Raw genomic sequence first — 24747 nt, forward strand, 5'->3', positions numbered from 1 at the left:
CGGTCAGGACGGTCAGGCCAGGGGGTGCGCCGCCAGCAGGTCCCCCAGGGCCTCCTCGTGCGCCGCCGCCGGGCCGAGCGACAGCTCCAGGTGCTTGGCCCAGGCGTGGTAGCGGTGCAGCGGGTAGTCGACGTCGGCGCCGAACCCGCCGTGCAGGTGCTGAGCGGTCTGCACGACCCGGCGGACACCCTCCGCCGCCCAGATCTTGGCGACGGCCACGTCCCCGGCGGCGGGCAGCGCGCCCGGCGCTCCCGAGCTGATCCGCCACGCGGCCTGCCAGAGCGTGGCCTCCATCGCACGCAGGTCGATGTAGCGGTCGGCGGCCTGCACGGCGACCGCCTGGAAGGTCGCGATCGGGAAGCCGAACTGCTCCCTTTCGCTCGTGTACTGCGCGGTCATCCGCAGCACGCGCTCCCCGAGCCCGAGCGCCAGGGCGCACGTTCCCGTGGCCAGCAGATCCCGCAGCCACTCCCATGCCCCGTCGGCGTCGATCACGTCCCGGGCAGCGAGCCGCGCCGACTCCAGCCGCAGCTCACCGAGCCGCTCACCGCTCGTCGAGAACTGCTCGGCGAGGACGGCCCCCTCCTGGTCACGAGGCACCAGGGCGAGCACGGCCCGGCCCGTGTCCGTGTGCGCGGGGACGACCGTGACGTCCGCGTCGTACGCCCACGGCACCGCCGTCTGCACTCCGTCCAGCACCCACGCCTGGCCGTCCCGCCGTGCGGTGACGGCGAGCTCGGCCGGGTCGTGGCCGGTGCGGCCGTGCGCGGCGACGGTCAGCACGAGCTCGCCCCTGCCCGCCCGGGCCGGCAGGGCGGCCTTGACCTCCTCGCTGCCGTAGGCCTGGACGACGGCGGCTGCCGCGCTGTTCTCCAGCAGCGGCACCCTGGCCAGGACGCGCGCCGACTCCCGCAGCACCAGGCACAGGGCGATCGCTTCCAGGCCGGCCCCGCCGTGGCGCGCGTCCAGCAGCAGGCTCAGCAGATCGGCGTCGGCGAGCCTGGCCCACAGGGCGCGGTCGAAGGTGTCGGCGACGGCGCCCGGGGTGAGGGCGGGGCTGGGCACGGTGTCCGGCGCGACCCCGGCGAACACGCCCTTCGCCGCCTCGGCCGCCGCCTGCTGCTCCTCGGTGAAGGTGAAGTCCACGGTGCCTGTCCTTCCGGCCGGTCCCTCGAGCTGACTGGAGCTGACGGAGCGCAAGGTAGAACAGGTTCTAGAAGAAGGGAATGGGTGTGCGGGAGGGAGCCGTAGGGTGTCACTCCTGCGGGTGACCTGGCCGGGCGTCCTGTGGATAACCTGCGGGGGACCCCTGTGGACCAGAGGGATCACCGCTCGTCGGTCGACGCGGGCGCCGTACGGTCGGCTTCCGGTCGACCCCCGGCCGGCTTCGGGCCGGCTTCGGGTCGCGTTCCGTGGTGTGGTGACGGCCACGGCCGGAACCGGCGCAAGAGGCTGTGCCCGGGTGGGCGGCCTGAGTACGGTGCCCGTGCCGACGTCGCGCAGCGGGGCGCGGGCGGTGCGACGCCCTCGTGACCGGGCGGGCGACAACGACGGACCGGGATCGTGGACGGGGCTGAATGGACGCGTACGACGGAGGCTCGAACGCCCGGCACGGGCCGGACGGGGCGGAGGGGCCGGACGGGCCGACCGCGCCCGGTGTTCCCGCCGAGTCGGGCGCGCCTGCGGCTTCGGGCACGCCGGCCGCTTCCGGTGCGTCCACCCCGTCCGTCGGGTTTGCTGACCCGCACCCGCCCGCCGAGCCGCACCCGCCCGCCGAGCCGCACCTGCCCGCCGAGCCCTACCCGCCCGCCGGACCCCGTGCGGGTATCGCCGCGCTCTCCCTCCGCTACCAGATCGGTGTCGTCCTGGCACTCGCGGTCGTCGCGGTCGGGGCCTGTGCGCACCTCGGGATGACGTTCCTGCACGTCGCGCCGCCGAACACCGTCACCCGGGAGCACGGCAAGGCCGTGGACGACTGGATCTACCCGGAGTTCGAGCAGAACTGGAAGCTCTTCGCGCCGAACCCGCTCCAGCAGAACATCTCGATCCAGGTCCGCGCCGAGGTCCGGGACGGGGAGGGCGGGACCCTCACCACGGGCTGGTACGACCTGTCCGCGGAGGACGGCCGGGCCATCGACGGCAACCTGCTGCCCAGCCACACCCAGCAGAACGAGCTGCGCCGGGCCTGGGACTTCTTCCTCGCGACACACGACGGCGAGAACCGCCCGGTGGGGCTGCGCGGCTCGCTCTCCGAGTCGTATCTGCGCCGGATCGTGGTGCTGCGCCTGGACCGCGACGACGCCGTGCGGGCCGCCACCGGGGGCGGTGGCGTCATCGAACGCGTCCAGGTCCGCTCCCGCACCAGCAACGTGCCCCCGCCGAAGTGGAGCCGGGAGAAGGTGTCCACGACGCCGGCCTACCGGGAGCTGCCGTGGTGGCCGGTGCCGGCGGACGAGGCCGGGGGTGGGGTGCGGTGAACCGCTTCTCCCTGGCCGTCTCGCGCGGTATCGCCCGGGTCACCGAGGCCGCCCTCGGCCCGTACCAGACCGCCGTGATCCGCATCGGCTTCAGCGCGACCTGGCTGCTCTTCCTGCTGCGCGAGTTCCCCCACCGCCACGAGCTCTACGGCCCCGACGGGCCCTGGAGCTGGGGTCTCGCCGAGCAGCTGATCGGGACCAACAAGGCCTTCACCGCTCTCATGTGGTCGGACGGCGGGATCTGGTTCGAGACCGTCTACCTGCTCGCCGTCCTCGCCAGTGCCCTGCTGATGCTGGGCTGGCGCACCCGCACGATGTCGGTGCTGTTCATGGTCGGCGTGCTGTCGCTCCAGAACCGCAGCGTCTTCATGGGCGACGGCGGCGACAACGTGCTGCACCTGATGTCGGTCTATCTGGTGTTCACGCGCTGCGCCCAGGTGTGGTCGCTGGACGCCCGACGGGCCGCGCGCGCCCGGGCGGCACACACGCGGGGCGAGCGGGTCACGGACCGGACCGGGCCTGCCCTGTGGGGTGTGCTCGGGTTCCTGCTGATCGGGGCGACCCTGTCCGGCCGGATGGAGGGCGAGCTGCTGATACCGGCGCTGCTGTGGACCGTGTGGGCGGCGCAGGCGCTGTGGTGGCTGACCGGGCGCCGAGCCAAGGCCGGTGAGCCGCGGATCATGCTCGATGTCGTCGCGAACGTCGTGCACAACGGCGCCCTGTTCGTGATCATGGCCGAGGCGTGCCTGATCTACGCGACGGCCGGCTGGTACAAGATCCAGGGCTCCCGCTGGCAGGACGGCACCGCCGTCTACTACCCGCTCCACCTGGAGTACTTCTCGCCCTGGCCCGGGCTCGCCGGCCTGCTGACCGCCAGCGGCACGATGGTGATGCTCGTGACCTACGGGACGGTCCTCGTGCAGGTCGCCTTCCCGTTCACACTGTTCAACCGGCGGGTGAAGAACGTCCTGCTGGCGCTCATGATCACCGAGCACGCCGTGATCGCCGTCGTGCTCGGACTGCCGTTCTTCTCGCTGGCGATGATCGCGGCGGACGCGGTGTTCCTGCCGACATCCTTCCTGCGCCGCCTGGGCGGCCGGGCGGCACGCGCGCGTGACCGGCTGCTGCGGCGCGGCGGGCCCGCCCAGCCCCCCGAGCAGCACACGCACGATCGCCCCGAGGCCACGCACGTAGGCTTCGGGACATGACCGACCCCGTCACCCTCTGGCGCCGGCTCGCCGGCAGCACTGTCCTGCTCGACGGCTTCCACGCCCTCAAGCACGCCGTGCGGTTCGGCGCCGAGGTGCCGGTCGCGGTCACCGCCGACCGGGCGGCCACGCTCGCCCTCGCCGACGAGCTGGCCCCGGACGTACGGGACGCGCTGGCCGGGCTGCTGACGGAGGTGCCGCATGAGACCTACGCGTCGTTCGTCCCGCGCCCGCACCCCACCGCAGTGGCCGCCCTGGCCGTACGGCCCTCCCGCGAGTCCAACCTCCGGAAGCTGGCGTGCACGCCCCGCACGGCCCCCGTCGTCGTCCTCGACAACCCGCGCAACCTGGGCAACGCGGGCGCGGTGATCCGCCTGGCCGCCGGCTTCGGGGCGACGGGCGTGGTGACGACGGGGACGGTCGACCCCTGGCACCCCACGGTCGTACGCGGCGGGGCCGGGCTGCACTTCGCGACGGCGGTGGAACGGCTGGAGGTGTCCGACCTGCCGCCCGGCCCGCTGTTCGCGCTGGACCCGGAGGGCGACGACATCCGGGCCATGAAGCTCCCGGACGACGCCGTCCTCGCCTTCGGCTCCGAACGCACGGGCCTGTCACCGGAACTGCGCGCCCGGGCCGACCACCTGCTGTCCCTGCCGATGCGTCCTCAGGTCTCCAGCTACAACCTCGCGACCAGTGTGGCGATGACCCTGTACCACTGGAGCTGCGGTGTGGATCTCAGGGGCGCGGGGAACTGCGCGACGAACCACAACGCACCGGCAGCCGCGCCATCACCGCACCTCCCGAGCTCCTAGGGCGTGTCCGCAAAGTCCCGCCTGCCCTGCGACGCCCGGCACGCACTCTCGCCGCACCGGTCGAACACCCGCGTACAACCAGTACGCGGGCGTCCGCCCGGCACGCCGAGAGCACGCACCGGACGCCGCAGGGCCCGCCCTCCGGGCGGACGACGGGACTTTGCGGACACGCCCTAGGCCTCCCGCCGCACCTCGACGACCCTGAACCGGTTGGCGACGAACGCCCCGTCACACAGCGCCGCACTCGCCGCCGGGTTTCCACCCGACCCGTGGAAGTCGGAGAACGCGGCCGTCTGGTTCACGTACACCCCACCCGTGAGATTCAGCGACAACTGCGCCGCCTCCTCCAGGCACACCTCCCGCACGTCCTGCTCGACCTCCGGGTCGGTCGTGTACGCCCCGACGGTCATCGCGCCCTTCTCCCGGACGGTCCGCCGCAGCAACTCCGCCGCGTCCGCCGCCGAGTCGACCGCCACGGCGAAGGAGACCGGCCCGAAGCACTCGCTCATGTACGCGGCCTCCGCGTCCGGCTTGGCCCCGTCCAGCTTCACGATCACCGGCGTACGGACGACCGCGCCCGGGAAGTCCGGGTTGCTGATCTCCCGGGAGGCCAGGGCGACCTCGCCCAGCCCCGCCGCGGCCTCCAGCCGGGCCTTCACGTCCGGGTTGACGATCGCGCCCAGCAGCGCGTTGGCCCGGGCATCGTCGCCCAGCAGCCCGTCCACCGACTTCGCGAGATCCGCGACCACCTCGTCGTACGTCTTCGGGCCCTGGTCCGTGGAGATGCCCTCGCGCGGGACGAGCAGGTTCTGCGGGGTCGTGCACATCTGGCCGCTGTAGAGGGACAGCGAGAACGCCAGGTTGGAGAGCATGCCCTTGTAGTCGGACGTGGAGTGGACGACGACCGTGTTGACGCCGGCCTTCTCCGTGTAGACCTGCGCCTGGCGGGCGTTGGCCTCCAGCCAGTCGCCGAAGGAGGTCGAGCCCGTGTAGTCGATGATCCGGATCTCGGGGCGCAGCGCGAGCGTCTTGGCGATGCCCTCGTCGGGGCGCTCGGCGGCCAGCGCGATCAGGTTCGGGTCGAAGCCGGCCTCGGCGAGCACCTCGCGGGCGACCTGCACGGTGAGCGCGAGGGGCAGCACCGCGCGCGGGTGGGGCTTGACCAGGACCGCGTTGCCGGTGGCGAGGGAGGCGAACAGGCCCGGGTAGCCGTTCCACGTCGGGAAGGTGTTGCAGCCGATCACCAGGCCGATTCCGCGCGGGACCGGCGTGAACTGCTTGGTCATGGCCAGCGGGTCGCGCTTGCCCTGCGGCTTGGTCCACTCGGCGTTGTCGGGCGTGCGCACCTGCTCCACGTACGCGTAGGCCACCGCCTCCAGGCCGCGGTCCTGCGCGTGCGGCCCGCCCGCCTGGAACGCCATCATGAACGCCTGGCCGGAGGTGTGCATGACCGCGTGCGCGAACTCGTGCGTCCGGTCGCTGATGCGCTTGAGGATCTCCAGGCAGACCACCGCGCGCTGCTCGGCGCCCGCGTCCCGCCAGGCCCGCTGCCCGGCCTTCATGGCGGGCAGCAGCACGTCGAGGTCCGCGTGCGGGTACGTCACGCCCAGGTCGATGCCGTACGGGGACGTCTCGCCGCCCACCCAGTCGTCCGTGCCCGGCTGGCCGAGGTCGAGGCGGGTGCCGAGCAGGGCGTCGAAGGCGGCCTTGCCCGCGGCCGCGTCCAGGCTGCCGTTCTCCCCGTAGGCCTTGGGGTGCTCGGGGTGCGGGGACCAGTACGCGCGCGTGCGGATCGCTTCCAGCGCCTGGTCGAGGGTGGACCGGTGCCGGGCGATCAGCTCGTGCGCCGAGAGTGCGGCGGTCATGGGTGACCAACTCCTCGTCTCAAGAACTCCTCGTCGAGTTCATGACCTGGGCAGAAACCTGGGCAGGAACACTCGGACAGAGCTAGAGTAACCGAACGATCGGTCGGTTCAAGGGGGTCCGCCGCATCTGTGGAAAACCCCGTGCGGGAGGATCGCGCACATGACAGCACTCGACCTCAGCAGCCCCGTGGCCGTCGTCGGCACCGGCACCATGGGCCAGGGAATCGCCCAGGTCGCGCTGGTCGCGGGCCATCCCGTACGGCTGTACGACACCATCCCCGGGCGCGCACGGGAGGCCGCCGACGCGATCGGCGCCCGACTGGACCGGCTCGTCGCGAAGGACCGGCTCACCGGCGCCGACCGGGACGCCGCCCGCGCCCGGCTGCTGCCCGCCGAAGACCTCTCCGAGCTGGCGGACTGCGCCCTGGTCGTCGAGGCGGTCCTGGAGCGGCTGGACGTCAAGCAGGACCTGTTCCGCGGGCTTGAGGGCATCGTCGACGACGACTGCCTGCTCGCCACCAACACCTCGTCCCTGTCCGTCACCGCCATCGGCGGCGCCCTGCGCGTCCCCGGCCGCTTCGTCGGCCTGCACTTCTTCAACCCCGCCCCGCTGCTGCCGCTGGTCGAGGTCGTCTCCGGGTTCGCCACGGACGTCACGTACGCCACGCGCGCGTACGAGACCGCCCGCGCCTGGGGCAAGACGCCGGTCGCCTGCGCGGACACCCCCGGCTTCATCGTCAACCGCATCGCCCGGCCCTTCTACGCCGAGGCCTTCGCGGTGTACGAGGCGCAGGGCGCCGACCCGGCCACCATCGACGCCGTGCTGCGCGAGTCGGGCGGCTTCCGGATGGGCGCGTTCGAGCTGACCGACCTGATCGGCCAGGACGTCAACGAGGCCGTCACGCGGTCGGTCTGGGAGTCCTTCTTCCAGGACGTGCGCTTCACGCCGTCCCTCGCCCAGCGCCGCCTGGTCGAGTCCGGCCGACTGGGCCGCAAGACCGGCCACGGCTGGTACGACCACCGGGACGGCGCCGAGCGCCCGGAACCCGACACGGCGGAGAAGCGGCAGCCGCCCGCGTACGTCGTCGCCGAGGGCGACCTGGGCCCGGCCGGTGACCTGCTCGCGCTGATCCGTGAGGCGGGCATCCCGGTCCGCGACGAGGAGGACGACAACGGCACCCGCTTGGTGCTGCCGAGCGGCGGCCAGCTCGCCCTCGCCGACGGACAGACCTCCGTGGAGTTCCGGGACGTCGTCTACTTCGACCTCGCCCTGGACTACCGCAAGGCCACCCGGATCGCCCTGTCCGCCTCCCAGGACACGTCCCCGCAGACCCTCGCCGAGGCCATCGGCCTGTTCCAGGCGCTCGGCAAGAAGGTCACCGTCATCGGTGACGTGCCCGGCATGATCGTCGCCCGGACGGTCGCGCGGATCATCGACCTGGCGCACGACGCCGTCGCCAAGGGCGTGGCCACCGAGGAGGACGTCGACACCGCGATGCGCCTCGGCGTCAACTACCCCCTGGGCCCCTTCGAGTGGAGCCGCAGGCTCGGCCGCTCCTGGGCCTACGCCCTCCTGGACGACCTGCACCTGCGCGACCCCTCGGGGCGCTACGCGCCGTCCCTCGCGCTGTACCGCCACGCCCACGCCTCCGACAAGCGGGAGGGCACCGCCTCATGACCACCGCCAAGCGCGACACCTACACCCCGGACACGCTGCTGTCCGTCGCCGTCCGGGTGTTCAACGAGCGCGGCTACGACGGCACCTCCATGGAGCACCTCTCCAAGGCGGCCGGCATCTCCAAGTCGTCGATCTACCACCACGTCGCCGGCAAGGAGGAGCTGCTGCGCCGTGCCGTGAGCCGGGCCCTGGACGGCCTCTTCGGGATCCTCGACGAGGAGCACGCGCGCGTGGGGCGCGCCGCCGAGCGCCTGGAGTACGTCGTGCGGCGCATGGTCGAGGTCCTCATAGCCGAACTGCCCTATGTGACCCTCCTGCTGCGCGTGCGCGGCAACACGGACACCGAGCGGTGGGCCCTGGACCGCCGCCGCGAATTCGACCACCGGGTCGCCGACCTGCTCAAGGCCGCCGCCGCGGACGGGGACGTGCGCGGCGACATAGAGGTCCGGCTGGTGACCCGGCTGGTCTTCGGCATGATCAACTCGATCGTCGAGTGGTACAAGCCGGGCGGGCGCGGCATGAACGAGCGCGAGGTGGCCGACGCGGTGGTGCGGCTGGCGTTCGGCGGGCTCCGCAAGAGCGCCTGAGCTCAGCCCTGCGGCTCCAGGTCCTCCTCCTCGAACACCAGCAGCGTGCGCGTGCTGAGCACCTGCTCGATCGCCTGGAGCCGGGTCAGCACCAGCTCGCGCAGCGCCCGGTTGTCGGACACGTGCACCAGCAGCAGCACGTCGAAATCACCGCCCACCAGGGCGATGTGCGAGGCGCCGGGCAGTTGTCTGAGCTCCTCGCGCACCGTGCGCCAGGAGTTCTGCACGATCTTCAGGGTGATGTAGGCGGATGTTCCCTGACCTGCCCGTTCGTGGTTGACGCGGGCGCCGAAGCCGCGGATGACACCGTCCTCGACGAGCCGGTTGATGCGGGCGTAGGCGTTGGCGCGCGAGACGTGGACCCGCTCGGCGACCGACCGTATCGAGGCGCGGCCGTCCGCCTGGAGCATGCGCAGGATGTCCTGGTCGATGGCGTCGAGCGGACGCGGCGGTGGCGGCAGGCTGCTGTCGTCCTGGCTCTCGGCCATTTGTTCAGATGCCACCTGCGCCCGCCTCCCTCGCATGGACGTACTGCGTCCATCTCAGGCTGTGGAGAACCGTTTGTCCACAGCCTGAGGCCACCCGTAGCCAAATTGTGCCGACGACCGAACAATCGGTAGGTGAGGCGCATCACAGCCGACGCGCCTGCACGAAGCCGCTCCCCACGAGGAGGTGCCGTCATGACGGTCATGGAGCAGCGGGGCGCGTACCGGCCGACCCCGCCGCCCGCCTGGCAGCCCCGCACGGACCCCGCGCCGCTGCTGCCCGACGCCGAGCCGTACCGCGTCCTCGGCACCGAGGCGGCCGCGAAGGCCGACCCCGAGCTGCTGCGCACGCTGTACGCGCAGCTGGTCCGCGGTCGCCGCTACAACGCCCAGGCCACCGCGCTCACCAAGCAGGGCCGCCTCGCCGTCTACCCCTCCACCACCGGCCAGGAGGCCTGCGAGATCGCCGCCGCGCTCGTGCTGGAGGAGCGGGACTGGCTCTTCCCCAGCTACCGCGACACGCTCGCCGTCGTGGCCCGCGGTGTGGACCCCGTCGAGGCGCTCACGCTGCTGCGCGGCGACTGGCACACCGGCTACGACCCCTACGAACACCGGGTCGCGCCCCTGTCCACCCCGCTCGCCACCCAGCTGCCGCACGCCGTGGGCCTCGCGCACGCCGCCCGCCTCAAGGGCGACGACGTCGTCGCGCTGGCCATGGTCGGCGACGGCGGCACCAGCGAGGGCGACTTCCATGAGGCGCTCAACTTCGCCGCCGTCTGGCAGGCCCCGGTGGTCTTCCTCGTCCAGAACAACGGCTTCGCGATCTCCGTCCCGCTCGCCAAGCAGACCGCGGCCCCGTCGCTGGCCCACAAGGCCGTCGGCTACGGCATGCCCGGCCGCCTGGTCGACGGCAACGACGCCGCCGCCGTGCACGAGGTGCTGAGCGACGCCGTGCGCCACGCGCGCGCGGGCGGCGGCCCCACCCTCGTGGAGGCCATCACCTACCGGGTGGACGCCCACACCAACGCCGACGACGCGACCCGCTACCGCGGCGACGCCGAGGTGGAGACCTGGCGCGAGCACGACCCGATCCAGCTGCTGGAGCGGGAGCTGACCGCGCGCGGCCTGCTCGACGAGGCCGCAAAGCAGGCCGCACGGGACGCCGCCGAGGCGATGGCCGCCGACCTGCGCGCACACATGAACCAGGACCCGGCGCTCGACCCCATGGACCTGTTCGCCCACGTCTACGCCGAGCCCACCCCCCAACTGCGCGAGCAGCAGGACCAGTTGCGGGCCGAGCTGGAGGCCGGGAGCGAGTCGGAGGGGACGCACCGATGACCACCGTCGCCGTCAAGCCGGCCACCATGGCGCAGGCCCTCACGCGCGCGCTGCGCGACGCCATGGCCGCCGACCCCGCCGTGCACGTCATGGGCGAGGACGTCGGCACCCTCGGCGGCGTCTTCCGCGTCACCGACGGACTCGCCAAGGAGTTCGGCGAGGACCGCTGCACGGACACCCCGCTGGCCGAGGCGGGCATCCTCGGCACGGCCGTCGGCATGGCGATGTACGGCCTGCGCCCGGTCGTGGAGATGCAGTTCGACGCGTTCGCCTACCCGGCGTTCGAACAGCTCATCTCGCACGTGTCCCGCATGCGCAACCGCACCCGCGGCAGGATGCCCCTGCCGATCACCATCCGCGTTCCCTACGGCGGCGGCATCGGCGGCGTCGAGCACCACAGCGACTCCTCCGAGGCGTACTACATGGCGACTCCGGGGCTCCATGTCGTCACGCCGGCCACCGTCGCCGACGCCTACGGGCTGCTGCGCGCCGCGATCGCCTCCGACGACCCGGTCGTCTTCCTGGAGCCCAAGCGGCTGTACTGGTCGAAGGACTCCTGGAACCCCGAGGAGCCGGCGCCCGTGGAACCGATTGGCCGCGCGGTGGTGCGGCGCTCGGGGCGGAGCGCCACGCTCATCACGTACGGGCCGTCCGTCCCCGTCTGCATGGAGGCGGCTGAGGCGGCCCGGGCCGAGGGCTGGGATCTCGAAGTCGTCGATCTGCGCTCCCTGGTGCCGTTCGACGACGAGACGGTGTGCGCCTCGGTGCGGCGGACGGGACGCGCGGTCGTCGTCCACGAGTCGGGCTCCTTCGGCGGCCCGGGCGGGGAGATCGCGGCGCGGGTCACGGAGCGCTGCTTCCACCACCTGGAGGCGCCGGTGCTGCGCGTGGCCGGGTTCGACGTCCCGTATCCGCCGCCGATGCTGGAGCGCCACCACCTGCCCGGTGTGGACCGGATCCTGGACGCCGTGGGGCGTCTTCAGTGGGAGGCCGAGAGCTGATGGCACAGGTGCTCGAGTTCAAGCTGCCCGACCTGGGCGAGGGGCTCACCGAGGCGGAGATCGTGCGCTGGCTGGTCGAGGTCGGCGACGTGGTCGCCGTCGACCAGCCGGTCGTCGAGGTCGAGACGGCCAAGGCGATGGTCGAGGTGCCCTGCCCCTACGGCGGTGTGGTCACTGCGCGCTTCGGCGAGGAGGGCACGGAACTGCCCGTCGGGGCGCCGCTGATCACGGTGGCGGTGGGGGAGCGGCCGGCGTCCGGTGCCGGGGACGCGAAGTCCGCCGACGCCGAGGCTTCCGGGAACGTACTGGTCGGATACGGCACGTCCGAGGCGCCCGCGCGGCGCCGCAGGGTGCGGCAGCAGAGGCCGGTGTCCGGTGCGTCCGCGGCGGGCTCCCGGGCGGTGACGACCGAGCAGGGCGGCGGCCCGGCGGCGGTGAACGGGCAGGCGGGTGTCCCCGGGACCGAGGACGGTCCCGTCCCCGTGATCTCGCCCCTGGTCCGCCGCCTGGCCCGGCAGAACGGCCTCGACCTGCGGGAGCTGACCGGGTCCGGCCCCGACGGGCTGATCCTGCGGGCAGATGTCGAGTACGCCTTGCGTGCCGCTGCCCGAGCGGGCGCGCCGGAGCCGCACGCCGCCGTGCCGCAGGCGACGGGCACGGCCCCCGCGCCGCAGCCCACCGCGGCAGCGGCCCACGGCGAGATCCGCACGCCGCTCAAGGGCATCCGGGGCGCCGTCGCCGACAAGCTCACGCGCAGCCGCCGCGAGATCCCGGACGCCACCTGCTGGGTGGACGCCGACGCCACGGAGCTCATGCGGGCGCGCACGGCCATGAACGCGGCCAGTGGTCCCAAGATCTCTCTCCTGGCCCTGCTGGCCCGGATCTGCACGGCGGCCCTCGCCCGCTTCCCCGAGCTCAACTCCACGGTGGACGCGGAGGCCAGGGAGGTCGTCCGGTTCGAGCACGTGCACCTGGGCTTCGCCGCGCAGACCGACCGGGGCCTGGTCGTCCCGGTCGTCCGGGACGCGCACGCGCGCGACGCCGAGTCGCTGACCGCGGAGTTCGCCCGGCTGACCGAGGCGGGCCGGACCGGGACGCTGACGCCCGCGGAACTCACCGGCGGGACCTTCACGTTGAACAACTACGGCGTCTTCGGCGTCGACGGCTCCACACCGATCATCAACCACCCCGAGGCGGCCATGCTCGGCGTCGGCCGCATCGTGCCCAAGCCGTGGGTGCACGAGGGCGAGCTGGCGGTGCGGCAGGTCGTCCAGCTCTCGCTCACCTTCGACCACCGGGTGTGCGACGGCGGCACGGCGGGCGGCTTCCTGCGTTACGTGGCGGACTGCGTGGAACAGCCGGCGGTACTGCTGCGGACGCTGTGATCTCCGGTCCGGTCCGGTCCGGAAGGACGGACGCTGTGGTCTCCGGTCCGGTCCGGAAGGACGGATGCTGTGATTCCTGTTCCGCCCGTGAGCTGGTGCCCTTGATCGTGTCGGTTCCCCCGCGTTCCTTGTGATCGCGGGGGCACGCATACTCAGGGGGTGACCGCCTACCAGCCCCCCGGTGAATCCGGCACCGGCACCGGCCCCGCGCGCGGGCCGGACCCCGCCGCGTACGACGCCGTCGTGCTCGCCGGCGGTGCCGCCCGGCGCCTCGGCGGCGCGGACAAACCCGGTGTGCGCGTGGGCGGCCGGGCCCTGCTCGACCGGGTGCTCGCCGCGTGCGCGGGCGCCCGCGCCACCGTCGTCGTCGCCGCGCCCCGGCCGACAGCCCGGCCCGTGACCTGGGCCCAGGAGGACCCGCCCGGCGGCGGCCCGCTCGCCGCTCTCGACGCCGGGCTCCGGAACACCACGGCGGAGCACGTCGTGGTGCTCTCCGCCGATCTGCCGTTCCTGCGGGAGCACACGGTGGACCGGCTCCTGAGCACGCTCCGGACGAGCGCCGCCGACGGCGTGCTGCTGACCGACCCCGAGGGCCGTGACCAGCCACTCGTGGCCGCCTACGACGCCTCTCGGCTGCGCGAGGGGCTCGCGCTCCTCTCCGGCCGGCACGACGGTCTCACCGGTCTCCCGCTGCGGCGGCTGATCGCCGAGCTGGACCTCACCCGCATCTCCGACCCCGTCGCGTCCTTCGACTGCGACACCTGGGACGACATCGCCACCGCCAGGGCACGTATCAGGGAGCATGGGCACGTGTTGGATGAATGGATTTCCGCAGTCAAGGACGACCTGGGGATCGACCTCGACGTCGACGCCCGCCTGCTGCTCGACCTCGCCCGCGACGCCGCCCACGGTGTGGACCGGCCGGCGGCGCCGCTGACCACCTTCCTCGTCGGCTACGCGGCCGCACGGGCGGGCGGCGGCCCCGAGGCGGTCGCCGAGGCCGCTCGCAAGGCCGCGGCCCTCGCCACTCGCTGGGCGGAGGAAAGTACCGCGGAGGCCCAGACCTCCGGCACCCCGCGCCAGCCCGACGTCGCCCCCGACGCGACGCCCGACACCCGCCCGGACGCCGGATGACCCCGCACGGCACACGCGCCGGTGAGGACGCCGAGGACCTCGACGTCGAGGAGGTGCTCGCCCTCGTGAACAACAGCGACGATCTGCCCGGCCCCACCGGACGAGGCGAGACGGACAGCCGCCGGACCTCAGGCCCGCCGGAGACCTCTCCCCGGCCGGACACCCGCCACCGCGCCACCCCCTGGCCGGAGGCCCGGGCCACCGCCGAACGCGCCGCCCGGAGCCTCGCCCGGCCCACCCGCCGCCGGCCCGTCTCCGTGCCTCTCGAAGCCGCCCTCGGCCTCAGCCTGGCCGCGCCCCTCGACGCCCTCACAGACCTCCCCTCCTTCGACACCTCCGCGATGGACGGCTGGGCGGTCGCCGGGCCCGCCCCCTGGGACGTCCGGGACGAAGGCGTCCTGGCCGGGCACGCCACGCCCGGGCCCCTGACCGACGGCGAGGCCGTCCGGATCGCCACCGGCGCCCGCATCCCCCCGGACACCACCGCCGTTCTGCGCAGCGAGCACGGCCGCACCGACGACAAGGGCCGCCTGTACGCGACCAGGGACGTCGTCCCCGGCCAGGACATCCGCCCTCGCGGCCAGGAGTGCCGCAGCGGCGACCAGTTGCTCCCCGTCGGCGCCCTGGTGACCCCGGCCGTACTCGGGCTCGCCGCGGCGGCCGGGTACGACACCGTCAGCGCCGTCCCCCGCCCTCGCGCCGAAGTCCTCGTCCTCGGCGACGAGTTGCTCACCGAGGGACGGCCGCACGACGGTCTGATCCGGGACGCGCTCGGCCCGATGCTGCCGCCCTGGCTGCGGGCGCTCGGCGCCGAGGTCGCGGCCGTACGACGGATCGGCGACGACGCCGACGCCCTGCACCGGGCGATCACCACGTCCGACGCCGATGTCGTCGTCACCACCGGCGGCACCGCCGCGGGACCCGTCGACCACGTCCACCCCACGCTGCGTCGCATCGGTGCCGAACTCCTCGTGGACGGCGTCAAGGTGCGCCCCGGCCACCCCATGCTGCTGGCCCGCATCAGCGAGTCCCAGCACCTCGTCGGCCTGCCGGGCAACCCGCTCGCCGCCGTCTCCGGGCTGCTGACGCTCGCCGAGCCGTTGCTGCGGACCCTCGCGGCCCGCCCGGCCCCGGAGCCGTACACGCTGCCGCTCAGGGACGCCGTGCACGGGCACCCGTACGACACGCGGCTCGTCCCCGTCGTCCTGCGGGGTGACCAGGCCGTGCCGCTGCACTACAACGGACCGGCCATGCTGCGCGGCATCGCGGCGGCCGACGCCCTGGCGGTCGTGCCCCCGGGCGGTGCCCGCGCGGGGCAGGAGGCGGAACTGCTCGACCTGCCCTGGGCGTCCGGGGGAATCGGGGTGTGTTTCACGTGAAACTTCCGGGCCAGGACGCGATCGCCCGCCAGGCGGACGAGCATCTGGTGACCCATCGGGTGAAACTCCCGAGGAAAGTGGTGGAGCACCCGATCCGCCAGGTCGCCAAGCGGCTCTCCATGGCGCTCGTGGTCCTCGTGGTGACCGCACTGATCGTCTACCTCGATCGCGACGGCTACAACGACAACGCGGGCGGCGGCCTCACTCTCCTCGACGCGTTCTACTACGCGACCGTCACCCTCTCCACCACCGGTTACGGCGACATCACCCCGGCCGGTGACGCCGCCCGGCTCACGAACATCCTCATCATCACGCCCCTGCGCGTGCTGTTCCTGATCATCCTGGTCGGCACCACGCTCGAAGCCCTCACCGAACGCACGCGGGAGGAGTGGCGGCTGAATCGTTGGAGGTCCACGTTGCGCGATCACACCGTCGTCATCGGCTTTGGCACGAAGGGCAGGTCGGCGATCCGGACCGTCTGCGCGACGGGCCTGAAGAAGGAACAGGTCGTCGTGGTCGACCCCAGCTCGAAGGTGATCGACGCCGCGACCGCCGAGGGCTACGCGGGCATCGTCGGGGACGCGACGCGCAGTGAGGTGCTGAAGCGCGCCGAGGTGCACAGGGCGCGCCAGATCATCATCGCCACGCAGCGCGACGACACGGCGGTCCTGGTGGCGCTGACGGCCCGGCAGCTCAACCGCGGGGCGAACATCGTGGCCGCGGTGCGCGAGGAGGAGAACGCGCCGTTGCTGAAGCAGTCGGGCGCCGACGCGGTCATCACCAGTGCCAGCGCCGCCGGCCGTCTGCTCGGCCTGTCGGTGCTCAGCCCCTCCGCGGGCATGGTGATGGAGGACCTCATCCAGCAGGGCAGCGGGCTCGACATCGTCGAACGGCCGGTGGTCAAGGCCGAGGTGGGCAAGACCCCGCGGGAGATCACCGACCTGGTGGTGAGCGTCATACGCGGTCACCGGGTGCTCGGCTACGACGATCCGGCCGTCGGGACGCTGGAGCTGACGGACCGGCTCATCACGATCGTGCGGGCGACGCCCGGCTCACAGGTCGCGCCCGACGTCCGGCCGTTGCCGCCGATGCCCCGCAGCTGACCGGCAGGACGAGAGGCCGGCCGCCACGCACTCACCCCGTGCGCGACGGCCGGCCAAGGCCCCACGGCTACTTCCGGTTGTACAGCCGCATCGTGATCGGCCCGAAGACCAGCACGAACAGTCCGGCCCAGCCCAGCGACCAGGCGACCTCGGCGGTCGGCCAGTCGCCGCCCATCAGTCCGCGCACCGCCGACGCCAGATGCGTGATGGGGCTGTTGTTGACGAAGGCCTGGAGCCAGCCCGGCATGGTCTTCGGGTCGACGAAGACGTTGGACAGGAAGGTGAGCGGGAAGATCACCATCATGCTGACGCCCATCACCGACTTCTCGGAGCGCAGCATCAGCCCGAACATGGTCCAGATCCACGAGAAGGCGAACGAGAAGAGCACCAGCAGGGCGATTCCGGCGAGCACACCGCCGATGCCGCCGTCCGGCCGGTAGCCGAGGATGATGCCGACGGTGAGCATCACGACGGACGCGATCGTGTACCGCAGGGCGTCGCCGAGCAGATAGCCGACCATCGTCGAGGGCCGCCAGATCGGCAGGCTGCGGAACCGGTCGAAGACGCCCTTCTCGATGTCGGTGTTGACCGAGACGCCCGTGTACATCGTGATCATCACGACCGACATCACGAGGATGCCCGGCAGCAGGAACTGGATGTACTCCTTCGGCGAGCCGGCCAGCGCCCCGCCGAACAGGTACGTGTACATCAGCACCATCATGATCGGGAACGCCGTGACGTCGAAGAGCTGCTCCGGCACGTGCTTGATCTTGAGGATCGCCCGCCAGCCGAAGGTCATCGAGGTCGACCAGGCGCTGGGCCGGGGCGGACGCTCCTTGGAGACGAGCAGCGCGGCGAGGGATTCGGCGCTGACCGGGGCGAGTTCCTTGCTCTCGGTGGTCGTCGCGGTACTCATGCCGCCACCTCGTCCTTCGGGTCGTCGGAGTGGTCGGAGGAGTCGTGTGTGTCGTGCCCGGTGAGGGCGAGGAACACCTCGTCCAGGCTGGGCTGGCCCAGTGAGAAGTTGTCGACGGTGATCCCGGCGTGGGCCAGCTCGCTCAGCGCGCGGGACGCCTGCTGGGCGGCGTTGTCGGCGTTCGCGGCCGCACCGAGGCGGGCGGTCAGGGCCACCGGGTCGTGTTCCAGCTGCACCTGTGCGTCGAGGGTCCGGCGCAGCAGGTCCGCCGCCAGGTCCCGCCGGTCCGGATCCCTCAGCCGCAGATGGACGGATCCGGCACCGACGGACGACTTCAGCTCGCCCTTGGTGCCCTCGGCGATCACCCGGCCGCGGTCGATGACGGCGATCCGGGACGCCAGCTGGTCGGCCTCGTCCAGATACTGCGTGGTCAGCAGCACGGTGGTGCCCTGGGAGACGACGGCCCGCACGATGTCCCACACCTGGTTGCGGCTGCGCGGGTCGAGGCCGGTCGTCGGCTCGTCGAGGAACAGCAGGTCGGGGGTGTTGAGGATGGACGCGGCGATGTCGATGCGGCGCCGCATGCCGCCCGAGTACTGCTTGACCTGCTTCCCGGCCGCCTCGGTGAGCCCGAAGGCCTCCAGGAGCTGGGCGGCGCGGTCCCGGGCGGCCTTCTTGTGGTGGCCCAGCAGCCGGCCCAGCAGGACCAGATTCTCGGTGCCGGTGAGGTCCTCGTCCACCGACGCGTACTGCCCGGTGAGGCTCACCCGGCCGCGCACCTCGTCGGCCTCGCGGACGATGTCGTGGCCGAAGACATGGGCCTCGCCGCCGTCCGGCCGGAGCAGCGTGGCGAGCATCTTCACGGTGGTGGTCTTGCCCGCGCCGTTCGGGCCGAGGACGCCGTAGACCGTGCCCGCGGGCACGGACAGGTCCACCCCGTCGACGGCCCTCGTCTCGCCGAAGGTTTTCACCAGGCCCGCGGTCTCGATCGCCAGGCCGGACGTCTGCGTGCTCATGTGTCGGGTCCTTCCGAGTACGTGGGCTACGCATGGGGAGACCTTCACCGTCGCGCAAACTCATCGGTCCCGCACATGGATTTCGGCCGGGACCGGACCAAGGACGGAGGCGGAGCCGGCCCGGGGGCGGAGTGGAGTCGGTCCGGCGACCGAGGAGTACCGTCCCCTTCATGCATGCGATCACGATTCCCGAACCTGGTGGGCCCGAGGCGCTGGTCTGGGACGAGGTCCCGGATCCCGTGCCCGGCGAGGGCGAGGTCCTGGTCGAGGTGGCGGCCGGTGCCGTCAACCGGGCCGACATACTGCAACGGCAGGGTTTCTACGACCCGCCGCCCGGCGCGTCGCCCTACCCCGGCCTGGAGTGCTCCGGGCGGATCGCCGAGATCGGCCCCGGGGTCTCCGGCTGGAACGTGGGCGACGAGGTGTGCGCGCTGCTCTCCGGCGGCGGCTACGCCGAGCAGGTGGTCGTGCCCGCCGGACAGCTGCTGCCCGTGCCCGAGGGCATCGCCCTGACGCAGGCCGCGGCCCTGCCCGAGGTGACCTGCACGGTCTGGTCGAACGTCTTCATGATCGCCCACCTGCGCCCGGGCGAGACGCTGCTCGTGCACGGCGGCTCCAGCGGCATCGGCACGATGGCGATCCAGCTGGCCAAGGCCGTCGGCGCGCGGGTGGCGGTCACGGCCGGTACGAAGGAGAAGCTCGACCGGTGCGCCGAACTGGGCGCCGACATCCTGGTCAACTACCGCGAGCAGGACTTCGTCGAGGAGGTCCGCAAGGCCACGGACGGCGCCGGTGCCGACGTCATCCTCGACAACATGGGCGCCAAGTACCTGGAGCGCAACGTCAAGGCTCTCGCCGTCAACGGCCGTCTCGCGATCATCGGAATGCAGGGCGGCATCAAGGGCGAGCTGAACATCGGCGCCCTGCTCGCCAAGCGCGCCGCCATCACGGCGGCGTCCCTGCGCGCCCGGCCGCTGGAGGAGAAGGCGGCCATCGTCGCGGCCGTGCGGGAACACGTCTGGCCCCTGTTCGCCGGCGGCCACCTGCGCCCGGTCGTCGACCGCGAGCTCCCGATGCCGGAGGCGGCCGCCGCCCACCGGGTCGTGGAGGAGAGCGGCCACATCGGCAAGGTGCTGCTGATCACCCCGCAGGGCGCCTGAGGTACCGGCAGCCCCGCCCCGGCCGACAGGCTCAGGACGTGTCCGCACAGCCCCGCCTGCCCCGCGCGCCCTAGACCCGCCGCAGCCGCAGGGCGAAGAAGGCGAGGCCCAGGCCGAGGCCGATCAGCACCAGGCCGCTGCCCAGCGGCAGGATGCGCAGGACCGGTCCGACGGGGCGGTCGGCGCGCGCGGCGGCGGCCTCCCGTACGGGCTGCTCCGTCGGGGCGGAGGGCTCGGGAACGGCTTCCCGGGACTCCTCGGGCGCGGCGGTGGCCTCACCGGCGCCGCGCTCCTCCTCGGGGTCCCGCGGCCGCCCCGGCCGCTCCCGCCCCTCACCGGCCCGGCTCCCGGCCCGCGAAGGCTCGCCCGCGGGGGACGGGTCGGACGGGGCGGCGAGGGCCCCTCCGCCCGGGTCGTCGTACGACCGGACGGACTGGACAGCTCCGTACGAGACGCCTGCCCCGTACGGTGAGACGACCGCACCCGCCCCCAGGGCGACCACCAGTCCCGTCGCCCGCAGTGCGCGTTGCCATGGAGTCACGTTGGTGACCCCCTCCCGCCGTGCCCGGTAGGGCAAGATCGGCAAGTTCGGTCGGATCGAGGCAATCAGCCTCACACCGCCCCACACGTCCGGCACTCCGGGTTCGGCCGACAGGCGGAATCGCGTCCGGCCGCCGCACCTGACCGGGAGCCGGATTCACCCGTTGGTGAGCAACCCGCGGCGTCACTCACACGTCTCCTCCAACACGGTGGATCAGCCTCCCGCGGGGGCACCACGGAGGTGAGGTGCAGGCGTGCGAGAGAATGGCGGCATGGAGATGCCGAGGAACGAAAGGTCGCCGGAGAACCCGCAGATCCTGGTCGTGGGCCAGGACGGCATGGCGCTCAGTGGCGGCGGCGGTGACGAGGACTCCCGCGAGACCCCGGTCACGGAACAGGTGGAGCAGCCCGCGAAGGTCATGCGGATCGGCAGCATGATCAAGCAGCTTCTGGAGGAAGTGCGCGCGGCTCCCCTGGACGAGGCCAGCCGGGTCCGGCTCAAGGAGATCCACGCCAGCTCGGTGAAGGAGCTGGAGGACGGTCTGGCGCCCGAGCTGGTCGAGGAGCTGGAGCGGCTCTCCCTGCCCTTCACGGACGAGACGACCCCGAGCGACGCGGAGCTGCGCATCGCGCAGGCCCAGCTGGTCGGCTGGCTGGAGGGTCTCTTCCACGGGATCCAGACGACGCTGTTCGCCCAGCAGATGGCGGCCCGCGCCCAGCTGGAGCAGATGCGCCGCGCCCTGCCGCCGGGCGTCGGGCATGACGGCCTCGACGAGCAGCCCCCGGGCGGCCGTTCGGCCGGCCGCACGGGCGGGCCGTACCTGTAGCGCGTCCGCGCACCGGCCATGCGAAGGGCCCGGCAGCCTCGGCTGCCGGGCCCTTCGCGCGGGCGGATCAGGCCGGCGGGTTGCCCGTGGAGACGCCGAGCTCGATCTCGGGCATGTCCTTCGGGTCCACGTCGGTGTCGGCGGACGGGAACTGGTTCATGATCGTGCCGTCGCCGTACGTGTTCTCGTCCACGTTCTTGATCTTCTTCCCCCAGCCGGCCGCCTGGAGGCAGGCCTTGACCGAGGTGATGTTCTTGAACTTGAAGTCGGGCATCCGGATCTTGTCGGGGTCGTTGTACGACTCCTGCGGCTCCGTGCACTCCTCGGTGTCGATCGTCCTCGAGGTGTCCGGCCCGCGGTAGCCCGGCTTCTTGGCGGCCGAGGCCGACGCACTCGCGCTGCTGCCCCCGCCGCCCTGGTCGTCCTCGCCGCCGTTGTTCATCAGCAGGGCCGCGATCAGACCGCCGACCGCGACGACGGACACCACGATCGAGCCGATGATCATGGGCTTGTTGCTCTTGCCGCCGCCCGCGGAGACCTGCGCGGTCTGCGGCGAGAGGTTGTACGGAGGCGGGGTCGACGGACCCGGCTGCGGCGAGTACGCGGCGGGGGACGGCGTCTGGTAGCCGCCCTGCTGCGGGTAGCCGTAGGCCTGGGACGGCGCCCCCGGGGCGGGCGTGCCGTACGGGTTCGGGGGCGGGGTCGGCTGGTACGGCGTCTGCACCTGGCCCGACGGCGCCGGGGTCGCCTGGTCGACCGGCGGGAACACGGCCGAGCCGACGCCCGCGCCGCTCGGGGCCTGCGTGCCCGGCACGATGCTCGGCGGGGCGGCCTGGAAGGACGACGCCACGCGCAGGCACTCGTCGCGCATGGCCTCGGCGCTGGGGAAGCGCTCGTTCGGGTTCTTCTTCAGCGCGCGGGCGATCAGCGCGTCCACGGCCGGGGGCAGCGCGCGGTTGACCGAGGACGGAACCGGCGGCTCCTCCTGGACGTGCGCATACGCTATGGCCAGCGGCGAGTCCGCTTCGAACGGCAGCCGCCCGGTGACCAGTTGGAACAGCATGATGCCGACCGAGTACAGGTCGGAGCGGGCGTCCACACCGCGGCCGAGGGCCTGTTCCGGCGAGAGGTACTGCGGGGTGCCGACGACCATGCCGGTCTGCGTCATCGACGTCACACCGGACTGCATGGCGCGGGCGATGCCGAAGTCCATGACCTTGACCACGCCGCGCTTGGTCATCATCACGTTGCCCGGCTTGATGTCCCGGTGGACCAGCCCCATCTCGTGGCTGATCTCCAGCGCGGCGAGCACGTCCGCGGTGATCTTCAGCGCCTTGTCGGCGGGCATCGCGCCCTGCTGGTGCACGTCCTCGTCGAGCACCGAGCCGAGCGGGCGGCCCTCGACGTACTCCATGACGATGTACGGCGTCGTCATGCCGTCGAGGGTGTCCTCGCCGGTGTCGAAGACCGAGACGATGTTGGTGTGCGTGAGCTTGGCCACGGACTGGGCCTCGCGGCGGAACCGCTCGCGGAAGGCCTGTTCCCGACCGAGATCGGTGTGAAGTGTCTTGATCGCGACCTGCCGGTCGAGCACGCTGTCGTACGCGAGGTGCACCGAGGCCATGCCGCCCTGGCCGAGCAGATCACGCAGCTGATAGCGGCCATTGGCGAGCGCCCGCCCCGTGTACTGGCCCTGTGCGCCGTCCTGGCTCATGTCCCGTTTCCCCCGTAGCCCTTGAGGCGCCGCCGACTGTCGCTGGTCCGACGCTGATCCGCGCGATCCGCGTTGATCCAAACCGCCATTCCCGGCCAAGTCTGCCCCAGGGCACCGACACGTCAAGCTCGGTGCCCGATCCGTGACCGTACGCGAAGGAAGCGTCGCGGAAGCGTTACAGGGGACGTACCGCCGGTCCACAGAATTTGCACGACAGTACGGAGTAAAGGTTTCATGACCCGTCCGTCCCGTGCCGGTCCTGGCACCCCGTCTCGGACCGGCGGCTTGCGCGGAGGCTGTAGCGTGGCCGACGGAGACCGTAACAACACCGCGCGCACCGCGGGCAGAAACGACGGCGAGGACTGATGGCACAGCAGCAGCGCGCTCAGGGCCCGTCCGAACCCGAGGCGACTGGCGGCGGCATGTCGGACGCGCCGGAGTCCTGGGGTAACGGCGGGCTCGTCGGCGACGGCCGGTACCGGCTGACCGGCAGACTCGGCCGGGGCGGCATGGCCGAGGTGTTCGCCGCCGAGGACGTCCGCCTCGGGCGCACCGTCGCTGTCAAGCTGCTCCGTTCCGACCTCGCCGAGGACCCGGTGTCCAAGGCCCGCTTCACGCGCGAGGCCCAGTCGGTCGCCGGCCTCAACCACCACGCGATCGTCGCCGTGTACGACTCCGGCGAGGACGTCGTCGGCGGCCAGTCCGTCCCTTACATCGTCATGGAGCTGGTCGAGGGCCGCACGATCCGCGACCTGCTGCTGAACGCCGAGGCGCCGGGCCCCGAGCAGGCCCTGATCATCGTCTCGGGCGTCCTGGAGGCGCTCGCCTATTCGCACCAGCACGGCATCGTGCACCGCGACATCAAGCCCGCCAACGTCATCATCACGCACAACGGCGCCGTGAAGGTGATGGACTTCGGCATCGCCCGCGCCCTGCACGGCGCGCAGTCGACGATGACGCAGACCGGCATGGTCATGGGCACCCCGCAGTACCTGTCGCCCGAGCAGGCGCTCGGCAAGGCCGTCGACCACCGCTCCGACCTGTACGCGACGGGCTGTCTGCTCTACGAACTGCTCTCACTGCGCCCGCCGTTCACCGGCGAGACCCCGCTGTCGGTGGTCTACCAGCACGTCCAGGACATCCCGACGCCTCCCTCCGAGGCCTCCGACGCCTGCCCGCCCGAGCTCGACGGCCTGGTCATGCGCTCCCTCGCCAAGGAGCCGGACGACCGTTTCCAGACGGCCGAGGAGATGCGCGGGCTGGTCCAGTACGCGCTGCAGATGCTCTACGACCAGGGCGGCCACACCGGCACCTGGAACACCGGCCCGGTCGACATGCACGACGGCCGTCACACCCCGTCGGGCGGCTTCGCCGGCACGGCCGTGATGGGCCACCCCGGGGACCCCTCAGGGACCGCGCAGATCCCGTCGCCGATCCTGCCCGCCGGCTACGGCGGCGGGGACGACGGCGGCTTCGAGGGCCACGGCAACAAGGGCGGCGGCCGCGGCAAGCTGTGGATCCTCGCCGTGCTCGCGGTGATCGCCGTCGCGGCGGGTGTCGCCCTGGCGCTGCAGAACACCGGCGGCGACACGAAGGGGCCCGGCACCAAGCAGTCGCCGACCACCTCGCAGACGACGGACAAGAAGACGCCCAGCGAGACGCCGAGCGACGAGCCGACCGACGAGCCGACCGACACGTCCACGGACGACGGCACCGGCACGAGCTCCGGCGGCGGCGAGTGGACGCCGTCGTACACCCCGTCCTACACGCCGTCGCAGAGCGCGCCCGAGACGCCCACCGGCCAGCCGACGGGCCAGCCGACCTCGCAGCAGCCGACCGACGAGCCGACGGATCCTGAGCCCTCGGACCCGGTGACGCCGCCGGACGACACGGGTGGCACCGACGCGGGCGGCGCGACCGGTGTCGTCGGAGGCGGCGCGGGCGGCGAGGGCGGCGGCTGACAACCGGAAAAAGGCATGATCCACGCGCGCGTGGGGCCCGGAGAGGGGCCCACGCGCGCGTGCCGTTTGGGCGCGCCGACAAAAGAACTCTTCCCGTGACGTGGGTCACCGGGTTAACGTGCGGTTGCTCCGGCCTCCTGCAAGGCTGTGACCAGGGCCCC

21 protein-coding genes are annotated in these 24747 nt (G+C 72.6%); 14 read left to right on the forward strand and 7 right to left on the reverse strand.

Features of this window, described 5'->3' with window-relative positions; all coding sequences use genetic code 11:
- Positions 1–12: 12 nt before the first annotated feature.
- Positions 13–1146: an acyl-CoA dehydrogenase family protein gene (locus tag ACZ3I3_RS00475; RefSeq protein WP_467361349.1), complete on the reverse strand. Its 1134-nt coding sequence runs from the start codon at positions 1144–1146 to the stop codon at positions 13–15.
- A gap of 431 nt (positions 1147–1577) precedes the next feature.
- On the opposite strand from ACZ3I3_RS00475, the gene ACZ3I3_RS00480 reads away from it, so the two are divergent.
- From ACZ3I3_RS00480 to ACZ3I3_RS00490, 3 genes are read left to right on the forward strand one after another with little or no spacing between them, the layout of a single operon-like run.
- Positions 1578–2477, forward strand: a complete 900-nt coding sequence (locus ACZ3I3_RS00480) for a DUF5819 family protein (RefSeq protein ID WP_467361351.1) — start codon at positions 1578–1580, stop codon at positions 2475–2477.
- Positions 2474–3685 (forward strand): HTTM domain-containing protein, encoded by a 1212-nt coding sequence (locus ACZ3I3_RS00485; protein WP_467361353.1) that lies wholly within the window; start codon positions 2474–2476, stop codon positions 3683–3685. Before ACZ3I3_RS00480 ends, ACZ3I3_RS00485 begins: the two co-directional genes overlap by 4 nt.
- Positions 3682–4497: a TrmH family RNA methyltransferase gene (locus ACZ3I3_RS00490; RefSeq protein WP_467361355.1), complete on the forward strand. Its 816-nt coding sequence runs from the start codon at positions 3682–3684 to the stop codon at positions 4495–4497. Before ACZ3I3_RS00485 ends, ACZ3I3_RS00490 begins: the two co-directional genes overlap by 4 nt.
- Positions 4498–4670: 173 nt before the next feature.
- On the opposite strand, the gene paaN is transcribed toward ACZ3I3_RS00490, so the two are convergent.
- Positions 4671–6362: a phenylacetic acid degradation protein PaaN gene (paaN, locus tag ACZ3I3_RS00495; protein ID WP_467361357.1), complete on the reverse strand. Its 1692-nt coding sequence runs from the start codon at positions 6360–6362 to the stop codon at positions 4671–4673.
- Positions 6363–6522: 160 nt separating this feature from the next.
- Here paaN and ACZ3I3_RS00500 point away from each other — a divergent pair, with 160 nt between their 5' ends.
- Positions 6523–8040: a 3-hydroxyacyl-CoA dehydrogenase gene (locus ACZ3I3_RS00500; protein WP_467361359.1), complete on the forward strand. Its 1518-nt coding sequence runs from the start codon at positions 6523–6525 to the stop codon at positions 8038–8040.
- Entirely contained in the window at positions 8037–8627 is a 591-nt protein-coding gene (locus tag ACZ3I3_RS00505; RefSeq protein ID WP_467361361.1) for a TetR/AcrR family transcriptional regulator, read from the forward strand. Before ACZ3I3_RS00500 ends, ACZ3I3_RS00505 begins: the two co-directional genes overlap by 4 nt.
- Positions 8628–8629: 2 nt before the next feature.
- On the opposite strand, the gene ACZ3I3_RS00510 is transcribed toward ACZ3I3_RS00505, so the two are convergent.
- Complete coding sequence (locus tag ACZ3I3_RS00510) at positions 8630–9115, reverse strand: Lrp/AsnC family transcriptional regulator (RefSeq protein ID WP_467361960.1); 486 nt, start codon at positions 9113–9115, stop codon at positions 8630–8632.
- A 192-nt stretch (positions 9116–9307) separates the two neighbouring features.
- Between ACZ3I3_RS00510 and pdhA the strand changes: the two genes are divergently transcribed.
- From pdhA to ACZ3I3_RS00540, 6 genes are all read left to right on the forward strand, one after another.
- Positions 9308–10450: a pyruvate dehydrogenase (acetyl-transferring) E1 component subunit alpha gene (pdhA, locus tag ACZ3I3_RS00515; RefSeq protein WP_467361363.1), complete on the forward strand. Its 1143-nt coding sequence runs from the start codon at positions 9308–9310 to the stop codon at positions 10448–10450.
- Positions 10447–11451 carry an alpha-ketoacid dehydrogenase subunit beta gene (locus tag ACZ3I3_RS00520; RefSeq protein WP_399413724.1) on the forward strand — a complete coding sequence of 335 codons (1005 nt, stop codon included), beginning with the start codon at positions 10447–10449 and terminating at the stop codon, positions 11449–11451. The genes pdhA and ACZ3I3_RS00520 overlap by 4 nt, the downstream gene beginning before the upstream one ends.
- Entirely contained in the window at positions 11451–12836 is a 1386-nt protein-coding gene (locus ACZ3I3_RS00525) for a dihydrolipoamide acetyltransferase family protein (protein ID WP_467361364.1), read from the forward strand. The genes ACZ3I3_RS00520 and ACZ3I3_RS00525 overlap by 1 nt, the downstream gene beginning before the upstream one ends.
- Positions 12837–12995: 159 nt before the next feature.
- Positions 12996–13970 carry an NTP transferase domain-containing protein gene (locus ACZ3I3_RS00530; protein WP_467361366.1) on the forward strand — a complete coding sequence of 325 codons (975 nt, stop codon included), beginning with the start codon at positions 12996–12998 and terminating at the stop codon, positions 13968–13970.
- Positions 13967–15349 (forward strand): molybdopterin molybdotransferase MoeA, encoded by a 1383-nt coding sequence (locus tag ACZ3I3_RS00535; protein ID WP_467361367.1) that lies wholly within the window; start codon positions 13967–13969, stop codon positions 15347–15349. Before ACZ3I3_RS00530 ends, ACZ3I3_RS00535 begins: the two co-directional genes overlap by 4 nt.
- Positions 15346–16452, forward strand: coding sequence for a potassium channel family protein (locus tag ACZ3I3_RS00540; protein WP_467361369.1), 1107 nt, complete (start codon positions 15346–15348; stop codon positions 16450–16452). The genes ACZ3I3_RS00535 and ACZ3I3_RS00540 overlap by 4 nt, the downstream gene beginning before the upstream one ends.
- Before the next feature lie 67 nt (positions 16453–16519).
- Here the strand turns inward: ACZ3I3_RS00540 and ACZ3I3_RS00545 are convergent, their stop codons facing one another.
- Complete coding sequence (locus tag ACZ3I3_RS00545; protein ID WP_356927250.1) at positions 16520–17368, reverse strand: ABC transporter permease; 849 nt, start codon at positions 17366–17368, stop codon at positions 16520–16522.
- On the reverse strand, positions 17365–18384 hold the full coding sequence (locus ACZ3I3_RS00550) for an ATP-binding cassette domain-containing protein (RefSeq protein WP_467361371.1): 1020 nt from the start codon (positions 18382–18384) through the stop codon (positions 17365–17367). Before ACZ3I3_RS00550 ends, ACZ3I3_RS00545 begins: the two co-directional genes overlap by 4 nt.
- 170 nt (positions 18385–18554) lie before the next feature.
- On the opposite strand from ACZ3I3_RS00550, the gene ACZ3I3_RS00555 reads away from it, so the two are divergent.
- The gene (locus ACZ3I3_RS00555) at positions 18555–19544 is read left to right on the forward strand and encodes an NAD(P)H-quinone oxidoreductase (RefSeq protein WP_467361373.1); all 990 of its coding nucleotides are present in this window, start codon (positions 18555–18557) and stop codon (positions 19542–19544) included.
- 70 nt (positions 19545–19614) lie between these two features.
- Here ACZ3I3_RS00555 and ACZ3I3_RS00560 read toward each other — a convergent pair whose 3' ends face one another.
- A complete protein-coding gene (locus tag ACZ3I3_RS00560) occupies positions 19615–20085 on the reverse strand; it encodes a hypothetical protein (RefSeq protein ID WP_467361375.1) in 471 nt (156 codons plus the stop codon).
- A 271-nt stretch (positions 20086–20356) separates the two neighbouring features.
- Between ACZ3I3_RS00560 and ACZ3I3_RS00565 the strand changes: the two genes are divergently transcribed.
- A complete protein-coding gene (locus ACZ3I3_RS00565) occupies positions 20357–20911 on the forward strand; it encodes a bacterial proteasome activator family protein (protein ID WP_356927287.1) in 555 nt (184 codons plus the stop codon).
- A 67-nt stretch (positions 20912–20978) separates the two neighbouring features.
- On the opposite strand, the gene ACZ3I3_RS00570 is transcribed toward ACZ3I3_RS00565, so the two are convergent.
- A complete protein-coding gene (locus ACZ3I3_RS00570) occupies positions 20979–22625 on the reverse strand; it encodes a protein kinase domain-containing protein (protein ID WP_467361377.1) in 1647 nt (548 codons plus the stop codon).
- Positions 22626–22990: 365 nt separating this feature from the next.
- Here ACZ3I3_RS00570 and ACZ3I3_RS00575 point away from each other — a divergent pair, with 365 nt between their 5' ends.
- On the forward strand, positions 22991–24586 hold the full coding sequence (locus tag ACZ3I3_RS00575) for a protein kinase domain-containing protein (protein ID WP_467361379.1): 1596 nt from the start codon (positions 22991–22993) through the stop codon (positions 24584–24586).
- The last annotated feature ends 161 nt before the right edge of the window (positions 24587–24747 follow it).

The sequence above is a fragment of the Streptomyces sp. NPDC016851 genome, from assembly GCF_055562795.1.